The following is a 26384-nucleotide window of genomic DNA, read 5'->3' on the forward strand; positions in this document are numbered from 1 at the left end:
AATCCGGTGATGAGGAGGGTATTCGGATAAAAGCGAGCCATATCTTCGCTTTGGAAGAGTTGATCGCCTGCCGTGTCGCCGTTCCCCCAGCCCAGAGTCGAAAACGGCCAAAGTGCGGAGCTGAACCACGTATCAAGAACGTCAGGATCTTGGGTGAAATTTTTACTAGAACAATGAGGGCATGCGGTCGGATTTTCTTCCAAACTCGCCCACTCATGGTTACAATCATTGCAGTAAAATACCGGAATACGGTGTCCCCACCAGAGTTGGCGTGAGATACACCAGTCGCGAAGGTCGCCCATCCACGCGTTGTAGCTGTTGATCCAGTGCGGAGGGAAAAATTGAGTTAGCCCCGCATTGGTTTTATCGATCGAACCGCGCGCCACTTCGCTGCGGACAAACCACTGTTTGGAGATGTACGGCTCTACGATATTTTTACAGCGGTAACAATGCCCTACTTGGTGGGTGTGCTCTTCGATTTTTTCGATAAATCCTGCCTCTTCGAGACGTTTGACGATCACCGCGCGTGCTTCGAGACGCTCTAGCCCTTCGAATTCTCCGGCGTGGTGATTCAATATCCCTTTTTCATCGAATACGGTGATGAATTCGAGATCGTGACGTTTGCCCACTTCGTAGTCGTTCGTATCATGTGCTGGGGTGACTTTAACAACCCCTGTTCCGAATTCACGATCAACATGGCTATCGGCGATGATCTTGATGTCGCGGTTGATAAGCGGCAAAGTGACGCTTTTCCCGATGAGGTGGAGGTAGCGCTCATCATCAGGGTGTACCATGATCGCGGTGTCGCCGAAATAGGTCTCAGGACGGGTGGTAGCGACCACGATATGACCGCTGCCGTCACTGAACGGATAGCGCATGTGGTAGAAGTTCCCTTGGTGCTCTTCGTGTTCTACTTCGATGTCACTCAAAGCACCGTCATGGGTACACCAGTTGACCATGTAATTTCCACGAACGATAAGGTTTTGGTTGTAGAGGTGGACAAATGCCTCTTTAACCGAGGATTTCAGTCCCTCATCCATCGTAAAGCGCTCACGGCTCCATGCAGGAGATACCCCGAGTTTGCGGAGTTGTCCCACCATGATCCCGCCGCTCTCTTCTTTCCATGCCCAAACCCGCTCTAAAAAGGCGTCTCGTCCGAGTTCTTCTTTGGTTTTCCCCTCGGCTAGGAGCTGTTTTTCCACGACGTTTTGGGTCGCAATCCCCGCATGGTCGGTTCCCGGTTGCCAGAGGGTCATGTATCCGTCCATTCGCTTATAGCGGACGATGATGTCTTGGAGGGTAAAGGTGAGGGAGTGTCCGATATGAAGCCGACCGGTAACGTTCGGCGGAGGCATCATGATCGCGAAATGTTTATTTGGTTTTACGATGGATTGGTTTCCGTCGATTTCGAAATAACCCCGATTTTCCCAGATGGGATAGTAGTTCTCTTCAATATTTTTGGGATCGTAGTGGGTAGCTGACATAATTAGAACCTTGGGTACAGAAAATATCGCGAATTATACCAAAATTCAGAGGAACACTAATTGCTTTATTCTAAGTATTAATAATCAAAAGGTAAACCATGCAGTATGATGTGAAATCAACGATATTAGGATTTGATCAAGTAACCAAGGTTGAGTTAACACCAATCGATGAGATGTTTGCAACCCTTAAAAGTTGTGACGGGAGTGATGTAAGTTTCACGGTCGTAAATCCATATCTTTTGCGTGAATACTCTTTTGATCTTCCTACTTCGATTCGAGTTTTACTCGACATTAACGAAGATTCAAAGGTAGTGGTATATAATATCGCCGTTATTCAAGATCCGCTCGATGAATCGTGCATCAACTTCCTAGCTCCGCTTATTTTTAATCAAGACAACGCGACTATGGCTCAAGCGGTTTTAGATATGAAAAATCATCCCGGTTTAGGTTATGCTGAACCGATTAAAAAATTTAAATCATAATCTAGCCTCATATTATAGGGGCTTTAAGGAGCCTCTTGCCACTCTCCCGCCTCAACGATCAGCAATATACCGCCGCAACCGCTCCCTATGGACACAATCTTATTATCGCATCGGCCGGTACGGGGAAAACCTCGACGATTGTGGGACGTATCGCTTATCTCATCTCTCAAAACGTGAAACCCGAAGAGATATTGCTCCTCACCTTTACCAACAAAGCGGCGCAGGAGATGGTGGAGAGGGTCGCGGCATTTTTCGGTCGCGAAATCGCTTCTAAGATTGATGCGGGGACATTTCATGCGGTGAGCTACCGATGGCTCAAACGAAAAGAGGGGAAGGTGGTTTTGAAACAACCGCGTGAACTGAAAACCCTTTTTCGCAGTGTCTACGAGAAGCGGACATTCAGCCATATCGATTGCGCGACCTCAGCGTATGGGGCAAACTATCTCTATGATGTATATTCGTTCTATCAAAATACCGAACTGGATACGAATTTCGAAGAGTGGATTTTGACCCGTCAGGATGAACACGCAGTTTATGCCGCTATCTATGCCGATATTATCGATGAGTTTGAAGCACTGAAAAAAGAGTACGGCTTTGTCAATTTCAATGATCTCCTTTTACATATGCGCGATCTGGCACATCAGAGTGATTTGGGGTACAAAGAGGTATTGATCGACGAGTATCAAGATACCAATGCCCTTCAGGGGACATTGATCAATGCCATGCGCCCACCGTCGCTCTTTTGCGTGGGGGATTATGACCAGAGTATCTATGCCTTTAACGGTGCGGATATTTCGATTATCGGCTCGTTTACGACCAATTTCACTGATGCCAAGGTCTATACCCTCAACAAAAATTACCGCTCAACCGTCCCTATCCTCTCACTCGCCAATACTGTCATCGCCTATAATGAGCGGATCTACCCTAAAGCCCTTGAAGTGACCCGCACGGCAGAAGCACAAAGCCCTTCGCTTTTGATTTATGATGAATTATTTGACCAGTATCACGGGATCGCCCAAAAAATCGGTGATTCTTCTACCAATAGGGAAGAGATTGCCGTCATTTTTCGTAATAACGCATCGGCAGACGGTATCGAGGCGACCTTGCGTGAAATGGGGATCGCATGTCGTAGACGCGGAGGGACGAGTTTTTTTGACTCCAAAGAGATCAAAGCTTTGTTGGATATTTACACGTTGTTGGTTAATGAATCGGACATGATGGCATTTATCCACCTGTTTGATTATGCCAAAGGGGTAGGAAGTGCTATCGCTAAAGAGCTTTTTGTCGCCCTGCAAAAACTGGGGAAAGGTTCTTTTTTACGAGGATTGTATTCGCCTGACTCTGAGATTAGCAATCCGTTTGAAAAGCGACGGTTAAATCATCAGTTAGGTTTATTTGATGATTATGCAGAGCTTGGGAGTGCAGGGCGCTTTGCAAAGTTGGGATTAGATCCGAATTTTATGGGAAACCCGATTTTAAAACATGCCAAACTTTCCAAAGACTCGGCTACCTTTTTGCATGATCTGTTTATGCTGTTTCGTCAATTGAGGGATATTAAAGAACCAAAAGCAGCGGTTCAAAAGATTGCCCTCTCCAACTTGTACGGACATGTTATTGAACACTTGTCTCATCGTCGTGCCATGACCGAGAACGGTTCTATTGATGAGAAAGCAAAAAGTGAGTCCCAAGAGAGAATTCGACGAAAATGTACATTGCTGTTTGAACTCTCCCGTCCCTATAAAGATCATGAGCGGTTTTTAAATGCGATGGTGTTAGGTTCGCAGGATTTGACGCAGGGGGAGGGGGTGCATCTTCTCAGCATCCATGCCTCCAAAGGGCTGGAATACCAAGAGGTGTATGTGATCGATTTGATGGACGGACGATTTCCGAACCGTAAACTGATGTCTCGAAGCGGAAGTATTGAAGAAGAGCGTCGGCTTTTTTATGTCTCGGTGACACGAGCAAAAGATCGACTCTTTTTGAGTTATGCGAAGTATGATAAAATCAAAAAAACGAACTTTGTCCCCTCTCAATTTTTATTTGAGGCGGGGCTCATCCCCAAAGATGAGATGTATGCCGCTTTGGTGGCTAAAGGCTCAACAGAAGAGGCTTAATCTCTCTTCTTAATGGCGACCGTTAACGGCTGCACCCATGTTCCACATCGGCAAGAAAATACCTAATGCCAATAATACAACCATACAAGCGATGAGTAAAAGCATAATAGGTTCAATCGCTTCGGAGAGACCGTCGATGATGGCGTCAAAGCGCATTTTATAATACTCCATTACTTTTTGCATCATAGCATCGAGCTGACCGCTTGATTCCCCGGCCGAGATCATTTGAACGATCATGTTTTCAAATAAACCGGTTTCTTGAAGTCCGTTATGGAGGGTTCCCCCCTTTTCGACGGTTTGACGTACGGTCATAAGTTTCTCTTGCAAAGGGAGCGAATCGATCATCGCAATCGATGTCTCTAGCGCTTCGGCAATCGGTATACCGGCACGAACCAGTTCCGAGAATACTAAAGTAAACCGGCTCAACGTTGCATACATAATAATATTTTTGATGAGATACGTTTTGAGCAAGAATTGGTGCCATCGGTAGCGAAACTCGCGGTTGTGATTGAGCATGTAGCGAAAGATAAATAAAAATATGAAAATCCCTGCTAAGACGTAGAGCCCGTAGGTATTCACCAAATGCTCTAAAAAGAGGAGAATTTTAGTCGGCATCGGTAACTCAGCCCCTAATTGTTCAAAAATCGCTTTAAACTGAGGGACAACGTAGGAGATGAGGACGGTAAACGCGATTGCCATTGCGATCATGACGTTACGCGGATAGGCCATCGCTTTTTTGAATTTGATGATATTGCGACGGATCTCTTCAAGCATATCGGCTAACTTATGGAGCGCTTCGGCCATATTACCGGTTTTTTCTCCCAACTCAATCATCGCTAAGGAGAGATTCCCGAGTTCATAGCTAAATTTATGGGCTGATTGGGAGAGGCTGTGTCCGGCATTGATGTCTTCGGCTATCGTTCCTAAGACGGTTTGCAAGCTTTTATCGGTGGTCGCATCGGCAATTTCTTTGAGGGAATCATGGATAGAGATACCGGCATTGGTCATTACCGCGAGTTGTCGGATAGCGGCGATAAGAGCATCGGGTTTGAGTTTTCGTTTTCGAACATTAGAGAAAAGGGTATCTTTGAAGCGTTTGAGTTGATCTTCAAGCGGAGGAGCGGTTTCAGCGACTTTGAGTACCATACCCGTATATTTGATTTTGGCTAGGTAAAGTGCCTCTTTTTTGCTTTCGGCATAAAGTCCCTGCTCCGTTTTTTTCCCTTTCGTGAGAATCGTCGCGATAAAGTATTTCATCCTTTTGCCACCCTTAATATTTCATCAAATGTCGTTATACCCTGAACCGCTTTGGCCATTCCGTTTTCAAACATCCCTACGAATCCTTCGGCTTTAGCTTGTTTTAGGAGGTCGTCTTTGGAAGCACTGCGGGCGATCATACTGGAAATCTCTTCGGTGATAGGCAATACCTCACAAATCATTTCTCGCCCCATATAGCCTGAACCGTTACACTCTTTACACCCTGCACCCTCATAAAAAACGGTGTGAGGAGGGATGAGCGAACTGTATTCTTGCAGTAGGGTTTGAGGTATATCGATCTCTTTTTTACAATGCTTGCAAATACGGCGAACCAGTCGTTGCGCTTGTACGGCTACCAGTGCACCACTGATGAGGTAGGGTTCAATTCCCATATCCGACATACGGGGAATAGCGCTGATCGCATCATTGGTGTGAAGGGTCGAAATAACCAAATGCCCTGTAAGCGCCGCCTTAATAGCGATTTCCAATGTTTCATGGTCACGGATCTCCCCGATCATGATTTTATCGGGGTCTTGGCGAAGGATAGATCTGAGAGCATCGGCAAACGAAAGCCCCACTTTTGGATTGACTTGGACTTGTTGGATCAGATTCATACGGTATTCCACCGGGTCTTCAACCGTAATCACTTTGTCTTCGACATTCCGGAGTTCATTGAGTGCACCGTATAGGGTTGTTGTTTTACCGCTTCCCGTCGGTCCGGTGACCAAAATAATACCAAACGGTGATTGAAGCCCTTTGATCAGTTTTTGGTAGCTTTCCGAATCCATACCGGAGTCTTCGAGTTTTACGAGCGCTTTGGCTTTATCCAAAATACGCATGACGATCGATTCCCCGTATATGATCGGAAGGGTAGAGAGACGAAAGTCAAACTCTGCGTCCATGACGATAGCAGAAAAACGACCGTCTTGCGGTTTTCGACGTTCGGCAATGTCGAGGTTGGCTAAAAGCTTAATACGTGAAGCGAGAGGGGGATAAATATCTCGGTCGAAAATAAAAACTTCAGCTAATTTACCGTCGATACGTCCGCGAACGACACAGTTTCTCTCGGTCGGTTCGATGTGAATATCACTGGCTCGCCCTTTGATACACGCTTTGAGGATAACATCGATAAGCTGTAAAATAGAAGAAGCTTCCTGCTGCTCTTCAATGGTACCGATATTGCGTAATTCATTACGAATATTGGTGACAAGTTCTTTGACACTGTCTTTGAGTTCCATTTTGAACAAATAGGCCTGAATTTGTTTTTCGGTAGCCACGGCAATTTTGACAGATTTTCTTGGGAACAGACGTTGAATAGACTCTTGCGCTTCTAAGTTGAGCGGATCGGCAAACACTACGACGACATACATATCGTCTTGTGAAATAGGGAGGGCATTGTAGCGTTTTAGCTGTGCGGTGGGTATTTTTTCGATAAGGCGATAATCCATATCGATTGAGTCAAGATCCATAAAAGGGACTTCAATAACTTCGGCTAAATGGGTCAGAATCGATGTTTCATCTAAAAAATGGTAATTTTTAATTATAGAGAGTTCGTAGCGTCCTAAACGGATTTGTTCGACAATAAAACGCTTAATAAAGTTAAGCGATACTGCCCCCACTTTGGTCAGGGTTTCTAAGACCGTATCATCTTGAACACCTCTAGAGGTGAGACGATCGATTTGTTGTTGGGTAATATGGCGCTTTTCTAATAAGTCATGTGTAATGCGATCCATATTCTCTAGCCCTTTTTAATATACATGATGATGAGACAATATTTTATCATAGTATTCATCGATTGCTATGCTTTTTCGTCCATTGATCTCTGTTGTGTAGAGTTTATAACTTACACGGCTATCCAATGCGTCTTTGTACTCTTTAACCATTTGGGTAGGTTGCGGGTTTTTGAGATACAGATCAAATACTTTTGAAAGGGTGTGGGTACTGGTCGGAAACTTTAGATTTTGAAAGGATTTGTTATCGTATAAAGCTTCCATTAGAAGACTTTTTTGCATTAGAATGAGTGAAAAATAGGCGGAATTAATACGTGATTCTTTGGTTTGATTCAGTAGTGCAATGGGACCTGCCAAACGCTCTATCACATCGGCTTTAAGGCATGAAAAGGCGTATAAAGAAATATAGGCTTCATCCGATTGATGATATAAAAAACCTTGATGACCCAAATTGCAGGCTTGAAGATAGTTTCCTTGCTGATAAAGATTAAAGAGCCGTTGTTTAGAATCCGCTACTAAAGATACCGTTAATAACAACGTAAAGAGGAATAAAACTCTCATTTAAACGAACCTCGTTCTATGGAATCGAGTAATGCGCGCGCTGATTCGGAATTGGAATCGGAAATATAAGCTTGCAATGTTTTTTTAGCTTGCTCTGTTTTACCGAGTTTTACCAATGATTTGGAAAAAATAACCCAGCTTTCATCCATTTTATTATTGATACTATTGGTTTTCAAAGCAAAATTATACGCTTCGTTATAGTTGCCGTGATCATAATGATAGCGGGCTACAAATAATCCAAGATTGGGGTTGGATGTTTCTTTAAAGCGGCGTTCTACACTGTCAATATCCAATTTAGACTCATTTCGATTCATCGATAATGCTTTATTGTCTGATAATGGAGAGATAACGGGGGGAGGGGTTTTTATAGACGGTGATTCGGGTAAATGCAAAACTTTCGGAACAGGGACGGCTTGGGGGAGAGGTCTTGTACTTTGAGGAATTGCAACAGGAGTTACTTGTGCTTCAGGTACGGAGGGTTGAAATGTTTGAACAAAATCCATGGAAGGCTCAATGATATTAGAAGCAGCCTCTGTACTCGATTTCATTTCCGGAACTTTAACGGGGGTTTCGGATGACAACGGCGATGTTTTTAGTGAAGATACGGGTTTCTCAGAATCAAACCAAATATAAGGGAGCATAGCCAGCAATAATAGAATGATCGATACCCCGATGAGATAGGGGGCATACGATTTAATTTTGTATTTGAGCCAACGGCGTTCTAGGTTTCGGATATCAAGCACGGATCAATCCTGTATGGATAGCGGCCATTTCGATCCATTTTTTCTTTAAGGCATTGTATTTAATGAGGGTAGGATTGTTTTGTTCATACCAATAATAAAGATTAAAAAGGGAAAAAAGGAGTTTATTAGTATCTCGATAGTTCCCTTTTGTCAACGTTGTGATTAGTTTCATGTTTTTGTCGTTAAACATATTGGCTACATCAAAACAGTTCGCTTTTAGCAATTTTTTTTGTATATACACTTTGAGTTCTTCAGCAGTAGCATTTTGAAGTTCAATGCTTTCCCAAATGCGGGTTTGAAAGTGTTCTTTTGCAATGATATCTTCTTGATCTGTTTTATGGAGAGTAATAACAAACTTTATTGCTCTGGCATCGGAGATTAGACGAATTTTTTCCATTAGTGAAGCACTGTAGAGTTGTGCTTCATCCAAAAGGACAATCGGTATATCGGCATACGTTACCGCTTCGGCAATTTCTAAAAAACGGGTGAGCGTCATTACTTCACGCGGAGAATGACCGAAAATTCTTTGTGCCAAAACTCGTAAGAAATCATCTTCGTCTACAATCGGAATATCGAACATTAAAACTTTTTGATGTTTGGAAAGGTCGTGATGCAGTTTATGGAGCAGCATACTTTTTCCTGTACCCGGTCTCCCGAATAAAAGGATCATTTTTAGAGGTTTTTGCACCGAACTTTTTAGGGTTTGGTACATATGGGAAACACTGTCGATTTGGACATAGTCACGCGGATTGACTATATCCAAAAAGAGATCACGGGGCTTCGAGAAAAGGGAATTCTCCATCCGCTATTTAGTGTCCTCTTTTTTAGTCTCTTCTTCTTTCGGAGCGGTTGCCATTGCTTTGTCAACACGAGTATAGCCTAAATCCGAAAGACTAAGGGTATCTTTCTCTTTTTTGACAATGTGTGGTTCAATGATGATAACAAGTTCTTCAACTTTTTCATTTACGCCATCTTGTTTAAACATATAACCTAATAATGGAATATCACCCAGTAGAGGAACTTTTGTTGAGGTATTAGAAGACTTTCGATTGATTAGTCCACCTAATAATACTCGATTTCCGTCTTGTACGGTTACAACGGTAGAAATTTGTCGACGACTTAAATCCGGCGGCATGGTGCGTGTTGAGTTATCAGTAGATATTGTGCTGGCAGTTTCTGAAACAGAAGGGTTGATACGAAGTGTTATCGTACCCTCTTTTGAAATTTCAGGGGTGATATCGAGTAATACCCCTGAAAAAACAGAACTGATTAGCTCTGTTGTCCCTGTTGTTCCCGTTGTTCCCGTTGCTAACGTTGAGGTGCTGATTGTTTTATAAAACAGTTCTGTCCCCGCCGTTATGAGTGCCGGCTGATTGTTCAGGGTCAAAATTTTTGGGTTAGAAATAGCGTAAACATCCCCTTGTGTTTTCAAAAACATGATTAAATTATTGATACTGATACTATTACTAATATTAAACATTTTTGATGTTCCGGAGACAGGTGCTCGAGCCCCGGCAATATCGTACATCCCATAGGTTGGTAAAAAATTTCCTGTGGCAGCATCGGTAGAACCTCCTGTGATTCCGAAGGCTTGAACCTTATCCCCATAAGTCCCTTCTGTTATTGTTTTATTATCAGTGAATTTACTGACATTCTGTAAATTGATTTTGTTATACCCTATGTTGAAGTTTTGTAAATTATAAATCTGAGACCAATCAATCCCTGTTGTTGATCCGTCTGTAAAAACAACACTGTACATTTTGACATCGATTAAGACTTGGGTTTGCATTTTTTTCTGTAAATCATCCATATAGCTATCAAGCCGTTGAATCTGCTTACCTGTCCCTGTAACCGTTACTAAACCGGCACTTTTATTGATATAAATGTTATGAAATGTATCTTTTTCTACCTCATCGGTTTTCGTTTCTTTAGAATCGGTAGAGGGGGTAACAGCAAGTTTTTCTTTTTGTCGATAATCATCTTCAGGACGGCTTAGGATACTTTTAATCTCTTTTTCCAAAGTTTCCCAAAATCTGACTTCATCAACAGTTGAGATATTTGTTCCGGATTCTGATGAAGCATTATTACTTGCAGAATTGTTTGTCGTTCCGCTCGCTCCTGCGGTTGTACCGGAATTAGAGCTCAGTCGGATATTAGTACTTCCGGTCCCTTTACGCTCAGTCGTAATATAGTCTATATTGTATGTTTTTGTTGAGAGATAAGAGACTTTGAGTACATTGTTTTGCAGCGTATATTGGAGATTATTCTCTTTAATAATCAGGTCTAACACTTCATTGATCGTGAGATTTTTCAAAAAAGTTTTATTCATCGGTTTTTTCAAAACCTCTTCCGCTTGTTCATCCGTTACAACGACGCTCATTCCGCATTCATCGCTGATTTGATCGACAAACTCTCCCACACTGGTCCCTTTGACCGATGAGATATTGAAAAGCTCATAGCTACAGTCTGCTTGTAGAGCAGGTGCCAAGAGGGCAGCCGTGGCAACGGACAACATAAACGCTCGTGCATGGTGTTTAATTACAGATGTCATGATACTTTCCTATTTCGTGATGATTTTAATGTTGTTATTTTGTTTGGTTAAAAACAAAATAAGTTTTTGATCTTTTTTCCCGGTTAATAAAACAGAATTGGGTTTGATCTCGCTTAGAGAGAATGTACGAACATTATCTCCGATTTTATACCATTTCCCACTAATGAGTACCGATTTGTTCATGATAGCAAGAAGCCGCAACGGTTCTTCAATAATCTTCGGTTGAGTTAAAATCCCCAACTTCGGTGGCGCAAGTAGATTTGAGCCGCGTGTTACGAGTGGAGCGACTTTTTTCATTTTCATCGGATCGCGCAAAGAATTGATGAATCCCTCCGGTACTCCGACGCGGGTCGGAATAATGGCAGTGATTTGCTCATCCACCCATGCCAGTTCTTTATCTTCTTTCGGCTGAGTCGTAACGACCGGTGCCGTGGGAGAAGTGATAACCGGTGTGGCGGCTTGAAGAGTTAGCGTGCTTAACAACGTTATAAGGATGTAGTATTTCATTGTCTTACAATCCCCCATACTGAGATATTAAGCTCCCCTTTGAGCTTTTCATCTGCGGTGATGTTAAAATCATGCAAATCGACAACCAATTGGCTCTGTTCGAGAGCATTGATGAATTTCAGGGTATTTTTATAGGGACCTTCAGCCGTAATGGTTATATCTAAAACATGTCCAAAGGAGCTGTTATCCGTTTGCAACGTATTTCCAAATTTAGCTAATTTGACTTTATGATCACGCGCATAACGGGAGATGGAATCAAGATATGATCCCCAAACCTTTTCATCGTAATATAAAGAGGAAATTTGTTCTAATTGCTCTTTAATATAGGTATTGTATTGGATATAGAGAGCATGTTGGCGCTCTAATTCAACCGTTTCATTCTCCAGTTGTGTGATACGTTCAGGCGGGTTGCTCGTGAGGTACTGCTTGTCTTTATTGAGGTCAGTTTCTACGTTTACCGCTTTTTCGTGTGAAGCTTTAAAACTTGCTTCTGAACTGTCCCAAAACAATAGATAAGAAAAAGCAAATAATGAGGCAAAAATCATAATAAACATCATCATTTTATCACGGTCACTTTTTTGTGACAACGATTGATCTAACGAATAAAGGTAGTCTTCAATTTGTAATTTCATTTGATTACCGCCTTGAGCTCACTAAGGTAGGATTTTTGTTCTTCATCATAAGAGATGAGTTCAAGTTTAAAATCATATTGCTCACGTTTAGCATCGGTTAAATGCTTAAGTAGAGCAGTAATGTCTTGCGTACTTGATGATGTTAATCCAAATGTGAATACTTTGGAATCATTTAGATCTTCGCTATAGCTAATGGTTTTGAGTTGAACACGGTATTGATTGAAACTTCGAGTAAAATCTGCCATGATCTTAGCTTTCATGGGATAATCGACTTTTTTCTCATGTACTTGGATAAGGGTATCTTGTTTTTGTTTATACGCTGTTTTTTGTTCATCCAAAAGCTTTTGGGCGGCATTTTTATTGGCTATTTTAAGATTCACGATCTGTTCTCGCGTAATCTTTTCGTTATGAACCTGTTCATACTCTTTTGTCAGAACGGCATGACGAAACTCTTCGACATACGAAAGCCCCCAATAGACACCCGGATACAAGAGTGCTGCTGCTAAAGCGGCGGCTGTGACTAAAATAAGTTTTCCGCTATCACGTTTAGCAAATGGAGGCGGGCGATGAAAAATAGTAAAGTTACACTCGTAACGCTCATCAGCCTCAAGTCTTCCGTATAGGTGCATAAGCTGATGGATTTGATCAATGTTTTGACCGTTGGTATGGAAGCCGTAATCAAAGTTAAATGGGGACGTTTTAATACCTAAATAGGTTTGGGCGTATTCATCCAACCCTAGAACGCTTCCTGCTCCGGTACCGATATAGATTTCGTCAAATTTTTTGATGTCGTATGCTCTTTTTGCATACGTGATGACATCACTGACGTGAAGAAAAATTTCACCAAAAAGTTTAATAAGGTTTTTTTGATAATCGGGGTTCGAGGTATTGAGCCCCTCTTCGGCAAGCATAGTTTCAAATTGAGCCAGATCTATTTGTTCACCCAAAAGCTCACAAAAGCGTTCATGCATTTGCTTGAGTGAAAATTTTAACGATTTGGCATAAATAAATTCTTGTTCATTATAGATACAGAAAAATGCGTCATTTTCTTGAAAATAGATAAAACAGTGTATATCCGATGTCTCGATAATATCTTTGACATAAAGAGATTTCAGTAAAAGAGGTACAGGTACAATCTGATCAATGTACTTTATAGCATTGACAACCGGAGCATATTCTTGTTCTAGTGTAAGCGGGTCGACAACGAATACATGAAAGTAACGATCCCCCTCTGTGCTTCTATGAACGGCTTCAATGTATTTGATATGGTATTCAATAGCCATATCCAATGCAAGCTCTTCATAAACTTTGTTTTCCAAAGCATCGTAGACATCATCTTCCGGAATATTTTTACTGATTCCGATAAGCGTTGAGATAAACCCTTTGGTATTTAAAAAAGAGACAGCGTATTGCTCTTTCGAAAATGAGGGAGAAGATGTTTTGGATATGGTATTAAATGTTCCGCCATAGTAATCACCTTTATAAGGGTTCGCCGATACGATGGTTGAATAGGTTTGCTGTTTGCTTTTACTCATCCTCTATCCTATTTAAAATGTACCAGAATCATTCCGCAGAAGCGGTTTTTCCGGTAAAACTCGAGTCGATAACTCTTATTAGAGGTATCGACCGAATATTTTGAATCTAAATCACTTAGTTTTACTCGAATATTACTCTCATCTTTTACCCCTTTTCGGGTAAAACCGATAATATTAAGCCGAGTGTTGACATCCTCATTGATAACCTTAAAATCGGCAGTTACAAAAAAATCTGTAGCAAATGTGATATTTTTGACTTCACCGTCGACTATAATGGTTATCGGGTCTGAACAAAGATCATTAATATTGTAACTTGGGATAAGGGAACTTATCTTTTGATTACCGATAAAAATATCAAATTGCTCATTGTTTTTTCGAATACTCCCCAAAGGATGCGTAAATGTAAACTCGTTTCGATCTGATTGTAGCGGAATAAAACTTAAACTGTTTTTTAAGTTATTTAAATTTAAATAAAAATTATTGTTAATAGTTACGCTTTCATAATTATCCAATAATACTTTGACAGTATCGAGATTTAAGTCAAAAGTTCGTTCGTATTTAATTCCCATCAGCTTCATGTAACACTCTATCGCATTAAGTTGATAAAACACTTTATGGTGTAGCGTGGGTAGATTTTTACTGGTTTCGATCGCAAAAGCAGGTTTATTGTGTGAGACGGCGAAAAAAGTCAATGAGTGTTTCATCGCTTCATCATCAAAGCGTGTATTGGTATTACGGACATCAAAAAAATGGTGATCCGCAATCAATGCATTGTTGAGCTCTTGGTTCACTTTTGAAGCGATTTCATTTAAATTACCATAGGGGTGATCTCCATCAAGTGCACGTTGATCGATAACACAGGTTTGTCCCCAAGCGTTTGGATTAAATATGGTATTGAGATGCTCTTTTCGATAAAAACCGTGTCCGTCATGAAGATTTAAAACCAGTCCTACTTGTTGTTCTGTTATGATTTTTTGAATTTCACGTACGGCTTCGATATCCGGATCTTGCGGATCGATGTCCGCAAATTTGCGGTTCATATCACCGTTTATACCACGGTTGTTTTGTTGTATACTAGGTCGATTTAAATCCGGTACGATCCAAAGATTTCCTTCGGTAATGGTGTAATAGCGAGAGAGAATAGCCGATGAGAAATATCCCCCCGGTTCATTTCCGTGAATCCCTCCAATGACGAGTAATGTCGGTGAATTGAGGGTATCTGTCTCTTTTTTAATGAAGTTAAAAGGGAGAGCATAGAGGGACGTAAGGAATAAAAAAGAAAGAAGGACGGAAAAATACATCAATTATTCTTCCGTAAGAATCGAGATCGATTGATTTGGATTAAGTCGAACCAAAAGCGATTTTTCTCCTTCAAATTTATGACTATCACTCACATAAAGCTGATTAAAGGTAACCCAAAACAGGTTACGTTTTTCACCCGGATACGGGATGATATTGAGGTGATCTAAAAGGATTGATTTATCTTCATTTTTACTAAAAATTCGCTCTTTATACGCTTTAAACTGCGTAAAGTTCATTCCGTCAAATCGTCTAAATGAAGGGTCATAAGAAGATAAATATGCTTCAAGATCATTATAGGTCCAAGCGTATTTCCATTGATACAATCCGGCTAAAATAGCCGAATAGGTTGTAGGACTTACCGCCTGTTTCAAGGAAGAATCGATAATAAGGAGAGTATTTGATGGATTAATTGATTGATCAAGTTGTATCAGATCGTTGTTATTGATCGCAATACACCCTTTGGTAAACGGATCACGTGTACCGCTTAACGGGACGCCATGTACCCATATCCCATCACCGTTTTTACCGCGAATACGATCGTATAAGTTAGGATAGGAGGTGACGAATGCCATCGGCCCATAAAACGGATCTACCCGTTTTTTCTTTTCAACCAGAGTATAGATGCCTATAGGTGTTTTTAAATCACCTTCGGTGTATTTATCACCTGCGTTTTTCCCGGTAAAGGCACCGTAGCGTTTTTTAAGAAAAAACCGTTTTTGGACATCAGGGGTGTAAAGCTCTAAGACACCTTTTTCTTTACTGCACGTTAAAAGAGAAAAAGCTCGTTCAAAGTAGCCGAAACGGAGATCTTTATTATAAAGAGAATTTGTCCAATAGGAGGGGTTATTCATTTGGGTATCGAATAATTTTTTCCCTCCGCTTTTGTACAAGGTAATAACATCGGAAGAGAATAGGGCGGTTGCCCAAACAAGTGAAACAAAGAAAGCTTTTACCATTCGTAACCTAAATCAGTGAGAAATTTTTTATCGGTTGTCCACCCTTTTTTGACGGAGACAAACAGCTCAAGGTAGACCGGTTTGGAGGCAAGACGTTCGATTTTTTCACGAGCATTTTGTCCGATCCGTTTGATAGCGGCTCCCCCTTTACCGATAATGATCCCTTTTTGGGAATCTTTTTCGACAATGATGGTCGCTCGGATATGCTCAACCGGGGCATCTTCATCGATTTTGTCAATAATGACATCGGATTCATAAGGGATTTCATCACTGATATTATCAAAAATCGCTTCACGGATAAACTCTTTGTAGATGGTACGTATCATCTCTGTCGTAATATCATCGGGATCATACAGGTATGGGGATTCGTCAAGATGTTTAACAATCGTATCGAGAAGATCTTTTTTCCCCACATTTTTATTGACCGACATAGGGATAAGGGCTAGAAAATGGTCGCTGAAACGGTTGTATTCTCCGATTTTTTTCAAGAGTTCCGCTTGAGAAATTTGATCGATTTTGCTCAATACGATGATATGTTTACGCTTATCGGAATTGATCTCCAGAAATTTTTCATAATGGATGGTCTTATCGGACGCAGGAGCGAGATAGACGACAAGATCGCAATCTCCGATCGCTTTGAGTGCCTCTTCGAGCATATACTGGTTGAGGAGCTTTTCAGCTTGATGAAGCCCCGGGGTATCGACGAAAATAATTTGATCGTCATTGTGCATGACGATGGCATTGGAGCGTTTGCGAGTCGCATTGGCTTTTTGGCTTACTAGGGCGATTTTTTCACCCAAGATCCAGTTCATTAGGGTACTTTTCCCCGCATTCGGGCGTCCTACGAGAGCGACGAAACCTGCTTTATTCATTTGTGTGTGCCTTTAAAGGATATAACGTGCGAGGTCTTCATCCTCAACAAGCGGTAATAAAATGGTATTCACCATCGATTCGGTAACGGTTAGGGTACTGTTTTGATGTAGATGGGCATTGAAACTGATCTCTTCCAATACTTTTTCAACAACGGTGTGGAGGCGCCGTGCTCCGATGTCTTCGGTTTTTTCATTCGCCATCTGGGCATAATGGGCAATAGCTCGAATAGCGGCATCCTCAAAGCCCAGCGTAACATCTTCGGTGCTTAAGAGGGCTTTGTATTGTTCTAACAGCGAGTTTTTCGGTTTAGTCAGAATCAAGCAAAGAGCATCTTCATTCAGCGGTTCTAGCTCGACACGCAGAGGAAAGCGACCTTGCAATTCGGGGATGAGATCACTCGGTTTTGTTAGATGGAAGGCTCCTGCGGCAATAAAAAGGATGTGATCGGTTTTGATAGAGCCTAGTTTGGTAGAGACGATGCTCCCCTCGACGATTGGGAGCAAATCACGTTGTACCCCCTCTTTGCTTGGGTCATTACGACCGTCGCTTCGTGAACTCACGGCAATCTTATCGATTTCATCGAGGAAAATGATCCCCCCATCCTCAGCCCGCTTGAGTGCCTCATGTTTCATTTGATCATGGTTGAGGAGTTTTTCGGATGCTTCTTGGCGTAATATCTCTTTGGCTTCGGCAACCGTAACCTTTTTGAAACTCTCCTCTTTGCCCATAATGGAGAACATTCGTGAAAACGATTCTTGAACACGGGCAATTTCAGGGGGCATATTGGTATCGTTGAATTCAACGCCTCGTGCTTGAAGCTCTATTTCGACGATATGTCCATCCCATTCGCCATTGCGCACCTGTTCTCGGAGCTCTGATTCGTTGAGTGAATGAGAAGAGGGGAGACTCAGTAGTTTTTGAGTAAGGGTATCAAGCACATAGTTTTCGATGGACTCTTTGTTATGTTCATTATGTTCGGCTTTTACCATCGATAGTGATGTCATGACCAAATCTCGAACCATCGATTCGACATCTCGACCCACAAATCCTACTTCGGTGTACTTGCTCGCTTCCACTTTGATAAACGGCAACTGCATCATTTTGGCAAGCCGTCGGGCAATTTCGGTTTTACCGACACCTGTAGAACCGATCATCAAAATATTTTTCGGCATGATCTCATCTTGCAATACCGGATCAAGTTTCAAACGGCGATAGCGGGTTCGAAGGGCAAGGGCGATGGTTTTTTTCGCATCGCTTTGACCGATGATGTGTTGATCGAGATAATCGACGATTTCGTGCGGTGTCATATCCATAGGCTTATCCGAGGCTCAACGTTTTGATATTGTGATTGGTGTAGATGCATAAATCTGCCGCTATGGTAAGGCTCTCTTTGACCAACGTCTCTTCGTCCAGTGACGTATGCTTTTTCAGCGCACGTGCCGCTGAAATGGCGTAGCTTCCGCCGCTTCCGATGGCGGCGATTTCGCTATCTTCGGGCTCAACGACATCTCCGTTACCCGTCAGAATAAAAATATGCTCTTGATTGAGGACAATCATCATTGCCTCCAAACGGCGCAATACTTTATCTTTTCGCCACGCTTTGGAAAAATCGATAACCGCTTTGATAAGTTCGCCTTTGCGTTGAGCCAAATGCTCTTCGAACATATCAAAAAGGTTAAACGCATCGGCGGTAGAACCGGCAAACCCCGCTAAAACTTCTCCGTTATGGAGAGTTCTGATTTTGGTGGCATTGCTTTTGAGTACGGTTTGTCCGAATGTTACTTGACCATCTCCGCCGATAACGGCTTTGTTTTTCCCTTTATAAGCGAGGATAGTCGTAGCATCAAACATCCGCTTACTCCCCTTTGATCTCAAGGTGAAGTGTTGCGTGGATTCCATGGCCGAGTTTGAGATCCAAATCGTGCAATCCGGTTGTTTTGATCCCGTGTTTGGCGTCGAGCTCTTTTTTATCAATCTCGATGTTGTGTTGTGCTTTTAGGGCATCGGAAATCTCTTCTTTGGTTACGGCACCGAAAAGGTGGCCGGTGTTCCCGAGTTTTTTAGTAATCGTTACTTTGATATCGGCAAGCTGCGCTTTGATCGCATTGAGCCGTTCGATTTCTGCCGCTTCATGTGCCGCTTTTTTCTTTTGTTCCGACTCGTATTTTTTTAAGACTTCATTGGTCGCCGCAAGAGCGAGCCCTTTGCCGATCAAGAAGTTTTTGCCATACCCGTCGGCGACATCTTTGATCTCACCGGCTTTACCGACCCCTTTGACATCTTTTGTCAATAATACTTTCATTTTAATCCTTGATTAACCGCGAACAATTTGGCCGCTGTAGCCGACAATACCGTGCGCGAGGTTGGAAACTTTGGTGTATCCCATATCAATCAAAATACGTTGACAGTGGGCACTTCGGCTTCCTACGTGACAATACACAATGATGTGCTCATCTTTCTCTAATTTAGATTCATTCAATGTTTGGAAGAAACTGCTGGTCGGAACCAAAACATCGGCTCCCTCAATACGTCCCATTTTCCACTCCATCCACTCACGGACGTCGACTACTTTGAATTTAACCATACCGAGCTCACGCGCTTCGAACAACGCCGTAAGCTCATCGCTGTCAAGATCGCTTTTGTGCAAGAGCATTTCACACTCTTCTTTAGTCAAGCCGCGGGAGTGTTGATGGGTAACCTCTTCAATCCCCATTTCCATACGCATCGCCGCCGCATACTCCGGTGTACAGAAAATTTGGCAGTGACAGACTCCCTCAGTCGGGATCTCTTTTTCGATGGCGGTTGTACAAGGGCAGAGTCTATTGTCGGTACTTTGGTATTTTCCCTCCACTTCTTCAACCATATAGCAAGGGCAAAAACGTTTGCCGTACATCATTTTATTACGGGCAAGTCCGAGTTGTACCCCCTCGTTGATCTCTTCTTGAGGGTTATAAGACCAGTTGAACTGATTGATGACCTTATCGGTAAATTTGATCGTTTTTTCGAGTTCCGCTTGGAACTCATCCGAATTCATATCTATTTTGATGATGCTCATAGGTAAATCCCTTATTTGTTTTTGCGTGCTTTACCGGCAATGATAAAACGGAGTGCATTGAGTTTGATAAACCCGCCCGCATCTTTTTGATCGTACACTGAATCTTCTTCAAACGTACAGTACTCAGGGTTGAACAAAGAGAGATCCGAACGGCGTCCGACAACCATCACGTTCCCTTTGTAGAGTTTCAAACGTACCGTACCGCGTACGTTTTGTTGGGTTTTATCGATAGCCGCTTGGAGCATTTCGCGCTCAGGGGCAAACCAGAATCCGTTATAGATTAGTTTCGCATAGCGCGGCATCAACTCATCTTTGAGATGTGCTTCTTCACGGTCAAGTGTCAATGATTCAATAGCACGGTGTGCTTTGATCATGATGGTTCCGCCCGGAGTTTCGTAACATCCACGGCTTTTCATACCGACAAAGCGGTTTTCGACAATGTCTGCACGTCCGATTCCGTGACGTCCTGCAATGATGTTGAGTTGTTCAAGCATAACAGCGGGAGAAAGCACTTTTCCGTTTAGGCTGATTGGATCTCCCTTCTCATAACCGATTTCGATGTACTCCGCTTCATTAGGGGCATTTTCAGGAGAAACGGTCCAACGCCACATACTCTCTTCAGGTTCCGCTGCTGGATCTTCCAAAATTCCACCCTCATACGAGATATGAAGGAGATTGGCATCCATAGAGTACGGAGATTTTTTACCGCTCATTTCGATTTTGATCCCGTGCTCTGCCGCATAGGCAAGGAGTTTTTCTCTCGAGTTTAAATCCCATTCGCGCCACGGAGCGATAATAGTAAGAGCACTGTTTTGACCGAGGTAACCCATTTCAAAACGGACTTGGTCGTTCCCTTTTCCGGTAGCACCGTGACTGACTGCATCGGCACCCGTAATACGGGCAATCTCCGCTTGGCGTTTTGCGATCAAAGGACGTGCGATTGAGGTTCCGAGCAAATATTCGCCCTCATAAATCGCGTTAGCACGAAACATCGGGAAAACGTAATCACGTACGAACTCTTCACGAAGGTCTTCGATGTAAATATTCTCAGGTTTGATTCCGAGGCTGATCGCTTTCGCACGAGCCGGTTCTACCTCTTCGCCTTGACCGATGTCAGCGGTAAACGTGACCACTTCACATTTGTACTCATCTTGGAGCCATTTTAAAATAACACTTGTGTCCAATCCGCCGGAATAGGCAAGAACAACTTTTTTAACCTCTTTTTTCATACATGCATCCTTATCATTGATACCCATACTCCACTATGGTGTAGAGTGAATGACGCGATTTTATCAAAAAAAGGGTGAGAAAAGGGTTAAAATTTGAGATTTAGGGAAGAGGGTGCTTCTGTTTGGGTAGATTTTAGAAAATTAAGGTTGTTTTTCAGCTGCTGTAAGATTTGTGCGGTATGAAGTTTGTTTTTTTCAATCAAAGTTTTCGTTTGAATTAACAGATAGGAGGCCTCTTCCATTTGCTCAATCGTCTCAAATTGAGGCATCTCGTCCAAAAGAGAAGAGAGTGTCTCAATATCTTCGAGTACCAATGCTGTTTTAAGCTTGGTTAGCCACATCAGTGCTCTCTTTCCACGCTTCTAAAAGTCCTTTGAACACTTGATTGACTTCATCAAGTTTGGTAGAGTCATTATAGAGGTTAGCTTCTACCAAAAGGCGAAGTTGGTAAGTATAAAGACCTGCTAAGTAATGAGAAACATCGCCTTGATTGTAATCTAAAATATTGATTAATTCACTCACGACGGCGCTTGAACGGTTGATCCAATAGGATCGTCGTTCAATGTTATTATCATTCATGGAACGTTTTGCTTGCATATTGAAACGCAAAATTCCCTCATACATCATTTGGATTAATTTTTCCGGTGATTCGACACCGATATTATTTTGGGTATACGTATTGTAAGCAAGATTGGTAGTCATAAAAATTCCTTTGATATTTTCGAATAAATGGTTTGTTTTTATTGAGTGGGATTACCCCTTTTGATCAAACAAAAGACCGTTTACCTCTTGTATTTTCGGTAAAAGCTGTTCCGCTTGTTCTACTGGAAAGCGTCGGAGCATACGGTTGCTTTTGGTGTCAATGACGGAAACGTAAAAATCATCGGATGAGTTATCAAAACCGAATTTTAATGCGGTATTGAACGGATTCAGCGATTGGTTCAGTTGATCGATCAATTTACTCATCTCTTCTTGAGAAGTCGTTTTTGACGTTTTTTGGTCGGTATTGGCTTGTGCCGCTTGATCTTGTTGGATCTGTGCTTTTTGGATCTGTTGGACGCTTTGAGTGCTTTGAACATCTGCATTGCTTTTTGGGGCTGCGCTTTGTGTTTGTTGCATCTTCGCGGTTGTTTGAAAGATTTCCATCGAGATTCTCCTAATAAAAATATGAGGCAATTTCTAACCCTAAATCGTCCGTGAAAATAAAAACTTTAATCACTCACGTGATAACCTTGCACTTATGAAACGTTATTTAACTCTTTTACGCAACGAACCGCTTCTTCGTCGTCTCTCTTTAATCCAATTGCTTGCCTATTTTGGAGCATGGTTTAGTAATGTCGCGATCTACACCCTTTTGATTCAGATGGGAGCCGATGCAACGACGATTGCACTGGTTGCGGCCTTGCATTTTTTACCCGGAGTATTTCAAGCACCTTTGAGCGGTGTCATTCTTGATCGTATACATCCTAAAAAACTAATGATTATTTTGACGACAATAGAGATAGTGTGCACTCTCTCGTTAATTAGTATCGATAATGTGGATATGCTGTGGTTTCTTTATCTCTTGGTTTTTATCCGTATGGGAGCATCAAGTTTTCATTTTACGGTTGAAATGTCGTTATTACCTCGTATCTTAGAGGGGAAATCATTACAAGCCGCTAACGAAATCCATTCTATTATTTGGTCTTTGTCCTATACATTTGGTATGGCTTTAAGCGGATTGGTTGTTTATTGGGTGGGGACAACGACCGCATTTTTACTCGATGCCGGATTATTTGTTATTGTCCTTATGTTAGCGTTTATGATTAAAATAGAGATTGAGTTTTCCAAAAACAGTACCAAATTAAGCACTATGATGAAAGAAGCATTTACCTATATACGGAACCATCCTATTGTTCTACATCTGATGATACTTCATGCGATTATCGGTTTTACTGCATTTGATGCATTGGTGGCATTGGCGGCAAAACATTTTTATGCTCAGATTATTGCGGTATCTCTTGGCATAGGGCTACTCAATGCAGCTCGTGCATTCGGGCTTGTTATTGGTCCGATGGTATTGGGACATTGGATTAATAATGCCCGTTTAGGATGGTTACTGGTCGCAGAATCAGTCGCTATTATCTTTTGGGCTAGTGTTATAGATAATTTTTATCTCTCTTTGGTAGCTTCTGTCGGTGTTGGGTTTGTAACCACAACATTGTGGTCGTATACTTATACATTGCTACAACATCATACTCAGAGTGATTTTTACGGGCGGGTTATTGCTTATAATGATATGATTTTTTTAGGCGTAGGGGCTATGGTATCTTTACTAATCGGCTATTTGGCTGTTTTAGGACTCTCTTTGGGGATGATTACCACCCTTTTAGGATCGGTTTTCTCTCTAGCCGCTCTCTATTACAGATGGATACGAAAGCGCTATGTTTTAAAGGATATTGGATGACGAATGAGATGATATTTGAAGCAAATGGAGTCAAAATTGACCTATTGAAAATTACACGCCTCTACCCTGCTGCTTGGATTCATGCCGGCGGCGAGAGTGCTTCGGTTTCGTTAGAGTGGGCGGAGCTAAAAGCGGATCAAATAACCCTTGAATCGTATGTATTGATTTGTGATGTCGATCCGGTCGGGGAAGTGCCGGTAAATCGTATTGAACTTCGATACGATACAAAAGAGGAACTATTTGCTGTAATGCAAGAGATTGCGATGCGCCTCAAAAAAGAGTAGCGCTATTTATTGTTCTTGAGCGAGTAAATCTCTGTATTGCTCTTCGACTATTTTGAGTCGGTTGCGATCAGGCATTTTACGAGAAGCAATGTATCCGATAATCTCTCCGGCTTCATTTAGTTTTGGGACGATGTGGACAACAACCCAGTAAAACTTACCGTCTTTACGAAGATTTTTAACGTATCCTTCCCATATTTTTCCGCTTTCGATCACTTTCCACATCCCCTCGAAGCCCGCTTTAGGCATATCAGGGTGACGTAAAATACTATGGGGTTGTCCAACTGCTTCTTTTGCGGTATAGAGTGTCATTTCGGTAAATTTGCGGTTGACGTAGGTAATGATACCTTTTGTATCGGTTTCAGAAATTAAACTTCTTCCATCAAACAATACTTCTTCGTTGACCGGAGTTGGGCGTTTCATTAAGCGTGTCCTAAACTTAGATTCAAATATAAGAATGTGATTATAACTTGATTATTACTAAAATAAAAGTTAAATGAGAACCATTTTTGTATAATTATATGAATAAACTCTATTTCATAGATTTAAAATATTGGCGGTACGCAATGCACGAAGCTCAAGCATCCCTGTTTTTTAATCATACTACTAACGGCTATTCGATCGGTTTGGCGATGTTTGAACCTTACGGACTTAAGGGGTGGTTTAGTGAGATTGAAGCAGACCCTGCCCATCCTTACAGTGCGATTGATCGGGTATTACATCTGTTATTTGTTACGAATGCACAACACCTCGTTATCGGGGCTGCTTCGCGGGCGTTGTTTGATGAGGTAATCGACAATTTTGCGATGTTTGATTACCGGTATGATAATCGCCACTTTGAGAGTGAAGCGCAAAATAGTTTATTCAAAAAAGTGTTTGCTATTCACTCTCTTTTAAGTCCGATCGAACATTTGAGTCTTGAAAACAGACCTCTCTGTGCTCAAGCGTTGGCATTGATGGCGGATCATTTGGATAAGAGCGAAATGGGTATTTTCGCGATGCCGACACTCTTGGATACATCATCATTGATGGAGTTAGGGAACAATGCGCTGGAACAGCTTGAAATCATTACGGTTGATTCGAGGCTTCCGAGCATTTCCAAACTTTTGTTGAATACCTCTACCCCTATGGGACAACGGCTGGGGCGATTTCGCCTCTTTTTACCGATCAAAGACCCCTATGAACTCAATCGGCGGTTTGATTGGATCGAAGTCCTCAACCCTCATGCTATGTGGTTCAAAGATCGATTGCGATTGATCGCCGATATGGAACTGTTATGGTGGCACATTCAAAATCGTCAGACTGATGAGTTGGGGACATTTTTGGATTCTTTTGCCGTTATCACGGAGATCCGTACGTATTGTCTCAAGCATAATCTTTCCCAGATACTCTCTGCGAATTTGGTACAGGAGGGGTGGGAGATCGAATTGCGCAATCGTGTGAATGATCGGCAATGGCTGGAGATTCAAACTCCGCTGGTTCGTCATACTATCGATTGGATCGCTCAAATCGACGTGGCGGTATCTTCCGCGCTCAATGCCAAAAAATACGGACTTATCCGACCTACGATCATCGAATCCATCAAAGAGAATTTTTTACAGATGAGCGGATTGCGCCATTTATTGGTGGAAGCACAAGGCGTCGCTTACGTCCCGAATGATATTGTGATGGGGGATCGCGATTTTCTCGATCTCCCGTATCCCGACACCGTTATGCTCGATTCCAAGGTGCATGATGGCGCCAATATCCGAGGTGTTTTGCTCTATGGGATCAACTCCAGCGGGAAATCATCGTTGATGAAGAGTATCGGGATAGCGGTGACCTTGGCGCAGAGCGGTTTTTTTGTTCCTGCGAAAGCGATGAAATTTTCCCTTTTTGACGGAGTTTATACCCGTGTCCAATCGCGGGATAATGTCGCTAAATCGCTCTCCACCTTCGGGGTTGAGATGTTGGAGCTGAACACCATTTTTAGCCGTGCGACATCACGGTCGCTTGTATTGGGGGATGAGATCAGCCACGGTACCGAAACCCTCTCTGCGGTCTCTATCGTCGCGAGTACGATTATGGAATTATCCCAAAAAGGGTGCCTGTTTTTAATGACCACCCATTTGCATCAGCTCTCCATGATTAGTGAACTGAGTCGCTTGCGAGAAGTGGTGCATCTGCATCTGAGTGTCCGTTATGACGAAGATCGTGATCGTCTGATTTATGATCGGATACTCAAATCGGGGCGCGGGAGCAGTGTGTACGGATTGGAGTTTGCCGAATCACTCCACATGAACCCCCGCTTTTTACAAAATGCCGCGAGGCTTCGCGAAAAATTGGCAAAAGAGTACGATGTTCTCGAACTGGGTAATCAAAAAGAGTATATCAAACGCTACCGTGACGTGGTGGCAAGCGAATGTGTCATTTGCGGTGCTTTGGTTCGGAATCCTCAAAAAATGGCGGGTTCAAAAGATCATCACCATCTTATACCGTTATGTGAAACCCACACTCGTGCCATTTCACAAGGCAAAATCAAACTGCAAGGTTTTATAATGACACCGAACGGTTTGCGTCTGGAATATGAGACGCAGTTAAAAGAGGATTGACATTGAACGTTATTGAGTTATTTAAACAGCTTTTGGAATCACCGAGTGTTACCCC

General features: G+C 42.3%; 27 protein-coding genes. 5 read left to right on the forward strand and 22 right to left on the reverse strand.

The genetic code is table 11. The features are described 5' to 3' along the window. On the reverse strand, positions 1–1484 hold a 1484-nt coding region (locus tag VFW36_RS10250; protein WP_329658716.1), incomplete at its 3' end, for a valine--tRNA ligase. Positions 1485–1582: 98 nt separating this feature from the next. Between VFW36_RS10250 and fliW the strand changes: the two genes are divergently transcribed. Next, positions 1583–1966, forward strand: coding sequence for a flagellar assembly protein FliW (fliW, locus tag VFW36_RS10255; protein WP_329658717.1), 384 nt, complete (start codon positions 1583–1585; stop codon positions 1964–1966). A 35-nt stretch (positions 1967–2001) separates the two neighbouring features. Beyond that, positions 2002–4080 (forward strand): ATP-dependent helicase, encoded by a 2079-nt coding sequence (locus tag VFW36_RS10260; RefSeq protein ID WP_329658718.1) that lies wholly within the window; start codon positions 2002–2004, stop codon positions 4078–4080. A 9-nt stretch (positions 4081–4089) separates the two neighbouring features. Here VFW36_RS10260 and VFW36_RS10265 read toward each other — a convergent pair whose 3' ends face one another. From VFW36_RS10265 to VFW36_RS10360, 20 genes are all read right to left on the reverse strand, one after another. After that, a complete protein-coding gene (locus VFW36_RS10265; RefSeq protein ID WP_329658719.1) occupies positions 4090–5337 on the reverse strand; it encodes a type II secretion system F family protein in 1248 nt (415 codons plus the stop codon). Beyond that, positions 5334–7070, reverse strand: a complete 1737-nt coding sequence (locus tag VFW36_RS10270) for a GspE/PulE family protein (protein WP_329658720.1) — start codon at positions 7068–7070, stop codon at positions 5334–5336. Before VFW36_RS10270 ends, VFW36_RS10265 begins: the two co-directional genes overlap by 4 nt. Positions 7071–7085: 15 nt before the next feature. Beyond that, the gene (locus tag VFW36_RS10275) at positions 7086–7628 is read right to left on the reverse strand and encodes a hypothetical protein (protein WP_329658721.1); all 543 of its coding nucleotides are present in this window, start codon (positions 7626–7628) and stop codon (positions 7086–7088) included. After that, entirely contained in the window at positions 7625–8371 is a 747-nt protein-coding gene (locus VFW36_RS10280; protein ID WP_329658722.1) for a CDC27 family protein, read from the reverse strand. Before VFW36_RS10280 ends, VFW36_RS10275 begins: the two co-directional genes overlap by 4 nt. Next, positions 8364–9173 carry an ATP-binding protein gene (locus tag VFW36_RS10285; protein WP_329658723.1) on the reverse strand — a complete coding sequence of 270 codons (810 nt, stop codon included), beginning with the start codon at positions 9171–9173 and terminating at the stop codon, positions 8364–8366. Before VFW36_RS10285 ends, VFW36_RS10280 begins: the two co-directional genes overlap by 8 nt. A 3-nt stretch (positions 9174–9176) precedes the next feature. Then, complete coding sequence (locus tag VFW36_RS10290; RefSeq protein WP_329658724.1) at positions 9177–10922, reverse strand: secretin N-terminal domain-containing protein; 1746 nt, start codon at positions 10920–10922, stop codon at positions 9177–9179. A gap of 9 nt (positions 10923–10931) precedes the next feature. Further along, on the reverse strand, positions 10932–11429 hold the full coding sequence (locus VFW36_RS10295; protein WP_329658725.1) for a hypothetical protein: 498 nt from the start codon (positions 11427–11429) through the stop codon (positions 10932–10934). Continuing rightward, complete coding sequence (gene pilO / locus VFW36_RS10300; RefSeq protein ID WP_329658726.1) at positions 11426–12061, reverse strand: type 4a pilus biogenesis protein PilO; 636 nt, start codon at positions 12059–12061, stop codon at positions 11426–11428. Before pilO ends, VFW36_RS10295 begins: the two co-directional genes overlap by 4 nt. Further along, entirely contained in the window at positions 12058–13596 is a 1539-nt protein-coding gene (locus tag VFW36_RS10305) for a hypothetical protein (RefSeq protein WP_329658727.1), read from the reverse strand. The genes pilO and VFW36_RS10305 overlap by 4 nt, the downstream gene beginning before the upstream one ends. A gap of 8 nt (positions 13597–13604) precedes the next feature. Next, positions 13605–14897, reverse strand: a complete 1293-nt coding sequence (locus VFW36_RS10310) for a M99 family carboxypeptidase catalytic domain-containing protein (protein ID WP_329658728.1) — start codon at positions 14895–14897, stop codon at positions 13605–13607. A 3-nt stretch (positions 14898–14900) separates the two neighbouring features. Continuing rightward, positions 14901–15854, reverse strand: a complete 954-nt coding sequence (locus VFW36_RS10315; RefSeq protein WP_329658729.1) for a L,D-transpeptidase family protein — start codon at positions 15852–15854, stop codon at positions 14901–14903. After that, positions 15848–16726, reverse strand: coding sequence for a GTPase Era (gene era, locus VFW36_RS10320; RefSeq protein WP_329658730.1), 879 nt, complete (start codon positions 16724–16726; stop codon positions 15848–15850). Before era ends, VFW36_RS10315 begins: the two co-directional genes overlap by 7 nt. Before the next feature lie 12 nt (positions 16727–16738). Then, on the reverse strand, positions 16739–18040 hold the full coding sequence (hslU, locus tag VFW36_RS10325; protein WP_329658731.1) for an ATP-dependent protease ATPase subunit HslU: 1302 nt from the start codon (positions 18038–18040) through the stop codon (positions 16739–16741). Positions 18041–18044: 4 nt separating this feature from the next. Next, positions 18045–18578 carry an ATP-dependent protease subunit HslV gene (hslV, locus tag VFW36_RS10330; RefSeq protein ID WP_329658732.1) on the reverse strand — a complete coding sequence of 178 codons (534 nt, stop codon included), beginning with the start codon at positions 18576–18578 and terminating at the stop codon, positions 18045–18047. A gap of 4 nt (positions 18579–18582) precedes the next feature. Beyond that, complete coding sequence (rplI, locus tag VFW36_RS10335; protein ID WP_329658733.1) at positions 18583–19029, reverse strand: 50S ribosomal protein L9; 447 nt, start codon at positions 19027–19029, stop codon at positions 18583–18585. Between the two features lie 12 nt (positions 19030–19041). Next, complete coding sequence (locus VFW36_RS10340; RefSeq protein ID WP_329658734.1) at positions 19042–19782, reverse strand: ferredoxin-thioredoxin reductase catalytic domain-containing protein; 741 nt, start codon at positions 19780–19782, stop codon at positions 19042–19044. An 11-nt stretch (positions 19783–19793) separates the two neighbouring features. Further along, positions 19794–21011 (reverse strand): argininosuccinate synthase, encoded by a 1218-nt coding sequence (locus VFW36_RS10345; RefSeq protein WP_329658735.1) that lies wholly within the window; start codon positions 21009–21011, stop codon positions 19794–19796. A gap of 86 nt (positions 21012–21097) precedes the next feature. Beyond that, on the reverse strand, positions 21098–21352 hold the full coding sequence (locus tag VFW36_RS10350; RefSeq protein WP_329658736.1) for a hypothetical protein: 255 nt from the start codon (positions 21350–21352) through the stop codon (positions 21098–21100). Then, positions 21333–21713, reverse strand: coding sequence for a flagellar export chaperone FliS (fliS, locus tag VFW36_RS10355; RefSeq protein WP_329658737.1), 381 nt, complete (start codon positions 21711–21713; stop codon positions 21333–21335). The genes VFW36_RS10350 and fliS overlap by 20 nt, the downstream gene beginning before the upstream one ends. A 51-nt stretch (positions 21714–21764) precedes the next feature. Next, positions 21765–22157, reverse strand: coding sequence for a flagellar protein FlaG (locus VFW36_RS10360; protein WP_329658738.1), 393 nt, complete (start codon positions 22155–22157; stop codon positions 21765–21767). A gap of 94 nt (positions 22158–22251) precedes the next feature. Here VFW36_RS10360 and VFW36_RS10365 point away from each other — a divergent pair, with 94 nt between their 5' ends. Next, positions 22252–23457 carry an MFS transporter gene (locus VFW36_RS10365; RefSeq protein WP_329658739.1) on the forward strand — a complete coding sequence of 402 codons (1206 nt, stop codon included), beginning with the start codon at positions 22252–22254 and terminating at the stop codon, positions 23455–23457. Next, positions 23454–23741 (forward strand): hypothetical protein, encoded by a 288-nt coding sequence (locus tag VFW36_RS10370; RefSeq protein WP_329658740.1) that lies wholly within the window; start codon positions 23454–23456, stop codon positions 23739–23741. The genes VFW36_RS10365 and VFW36_RS10370 overlap by 4 nt, the downstream gene beginning before the upstream one ends. 6 nt (positions 23742–23747) lie before the next feature. Here VFW36_RS10370 and VFW36_RS10375 read toward each other — a convergent pair whose 3' ends face one another. Further along, positions 23748–24161, reverse strand: a complete 414-nt coding sequence (locus VFW36_RS10375; RefSeq protein WP_329658741.1) for a PAS domain-containing protein — start codon at positions 24159–24161, stop codon at positions 23748–23750. Positions 24162–24304: 143 nt separating this feature from the next. On the opposite strand from VFW36_RS10375, the gene VFW36_RS10380 reads away from it, so the two are divergent. Further along, a complete protein-coding gene (locus tag VFW36_RS10380; RefSeq protein WP_329658742.1) occupies positions 24305–26329 on the forward strand; it encodes a MutS-related protein in 2025 nt (674 codons plus the stop codon). Positions 26330–26384 lie beyond the last annotated feature (55 nt).

Source organism: Sulfuricurvum sp., from assembly GCF_036279695.1.
Classification (GTDB): Bacteria; Campylobacterota; Campylobacteria; order Campylobacterales; family Sulfurimonadaceae; genus Sulfuricurvum.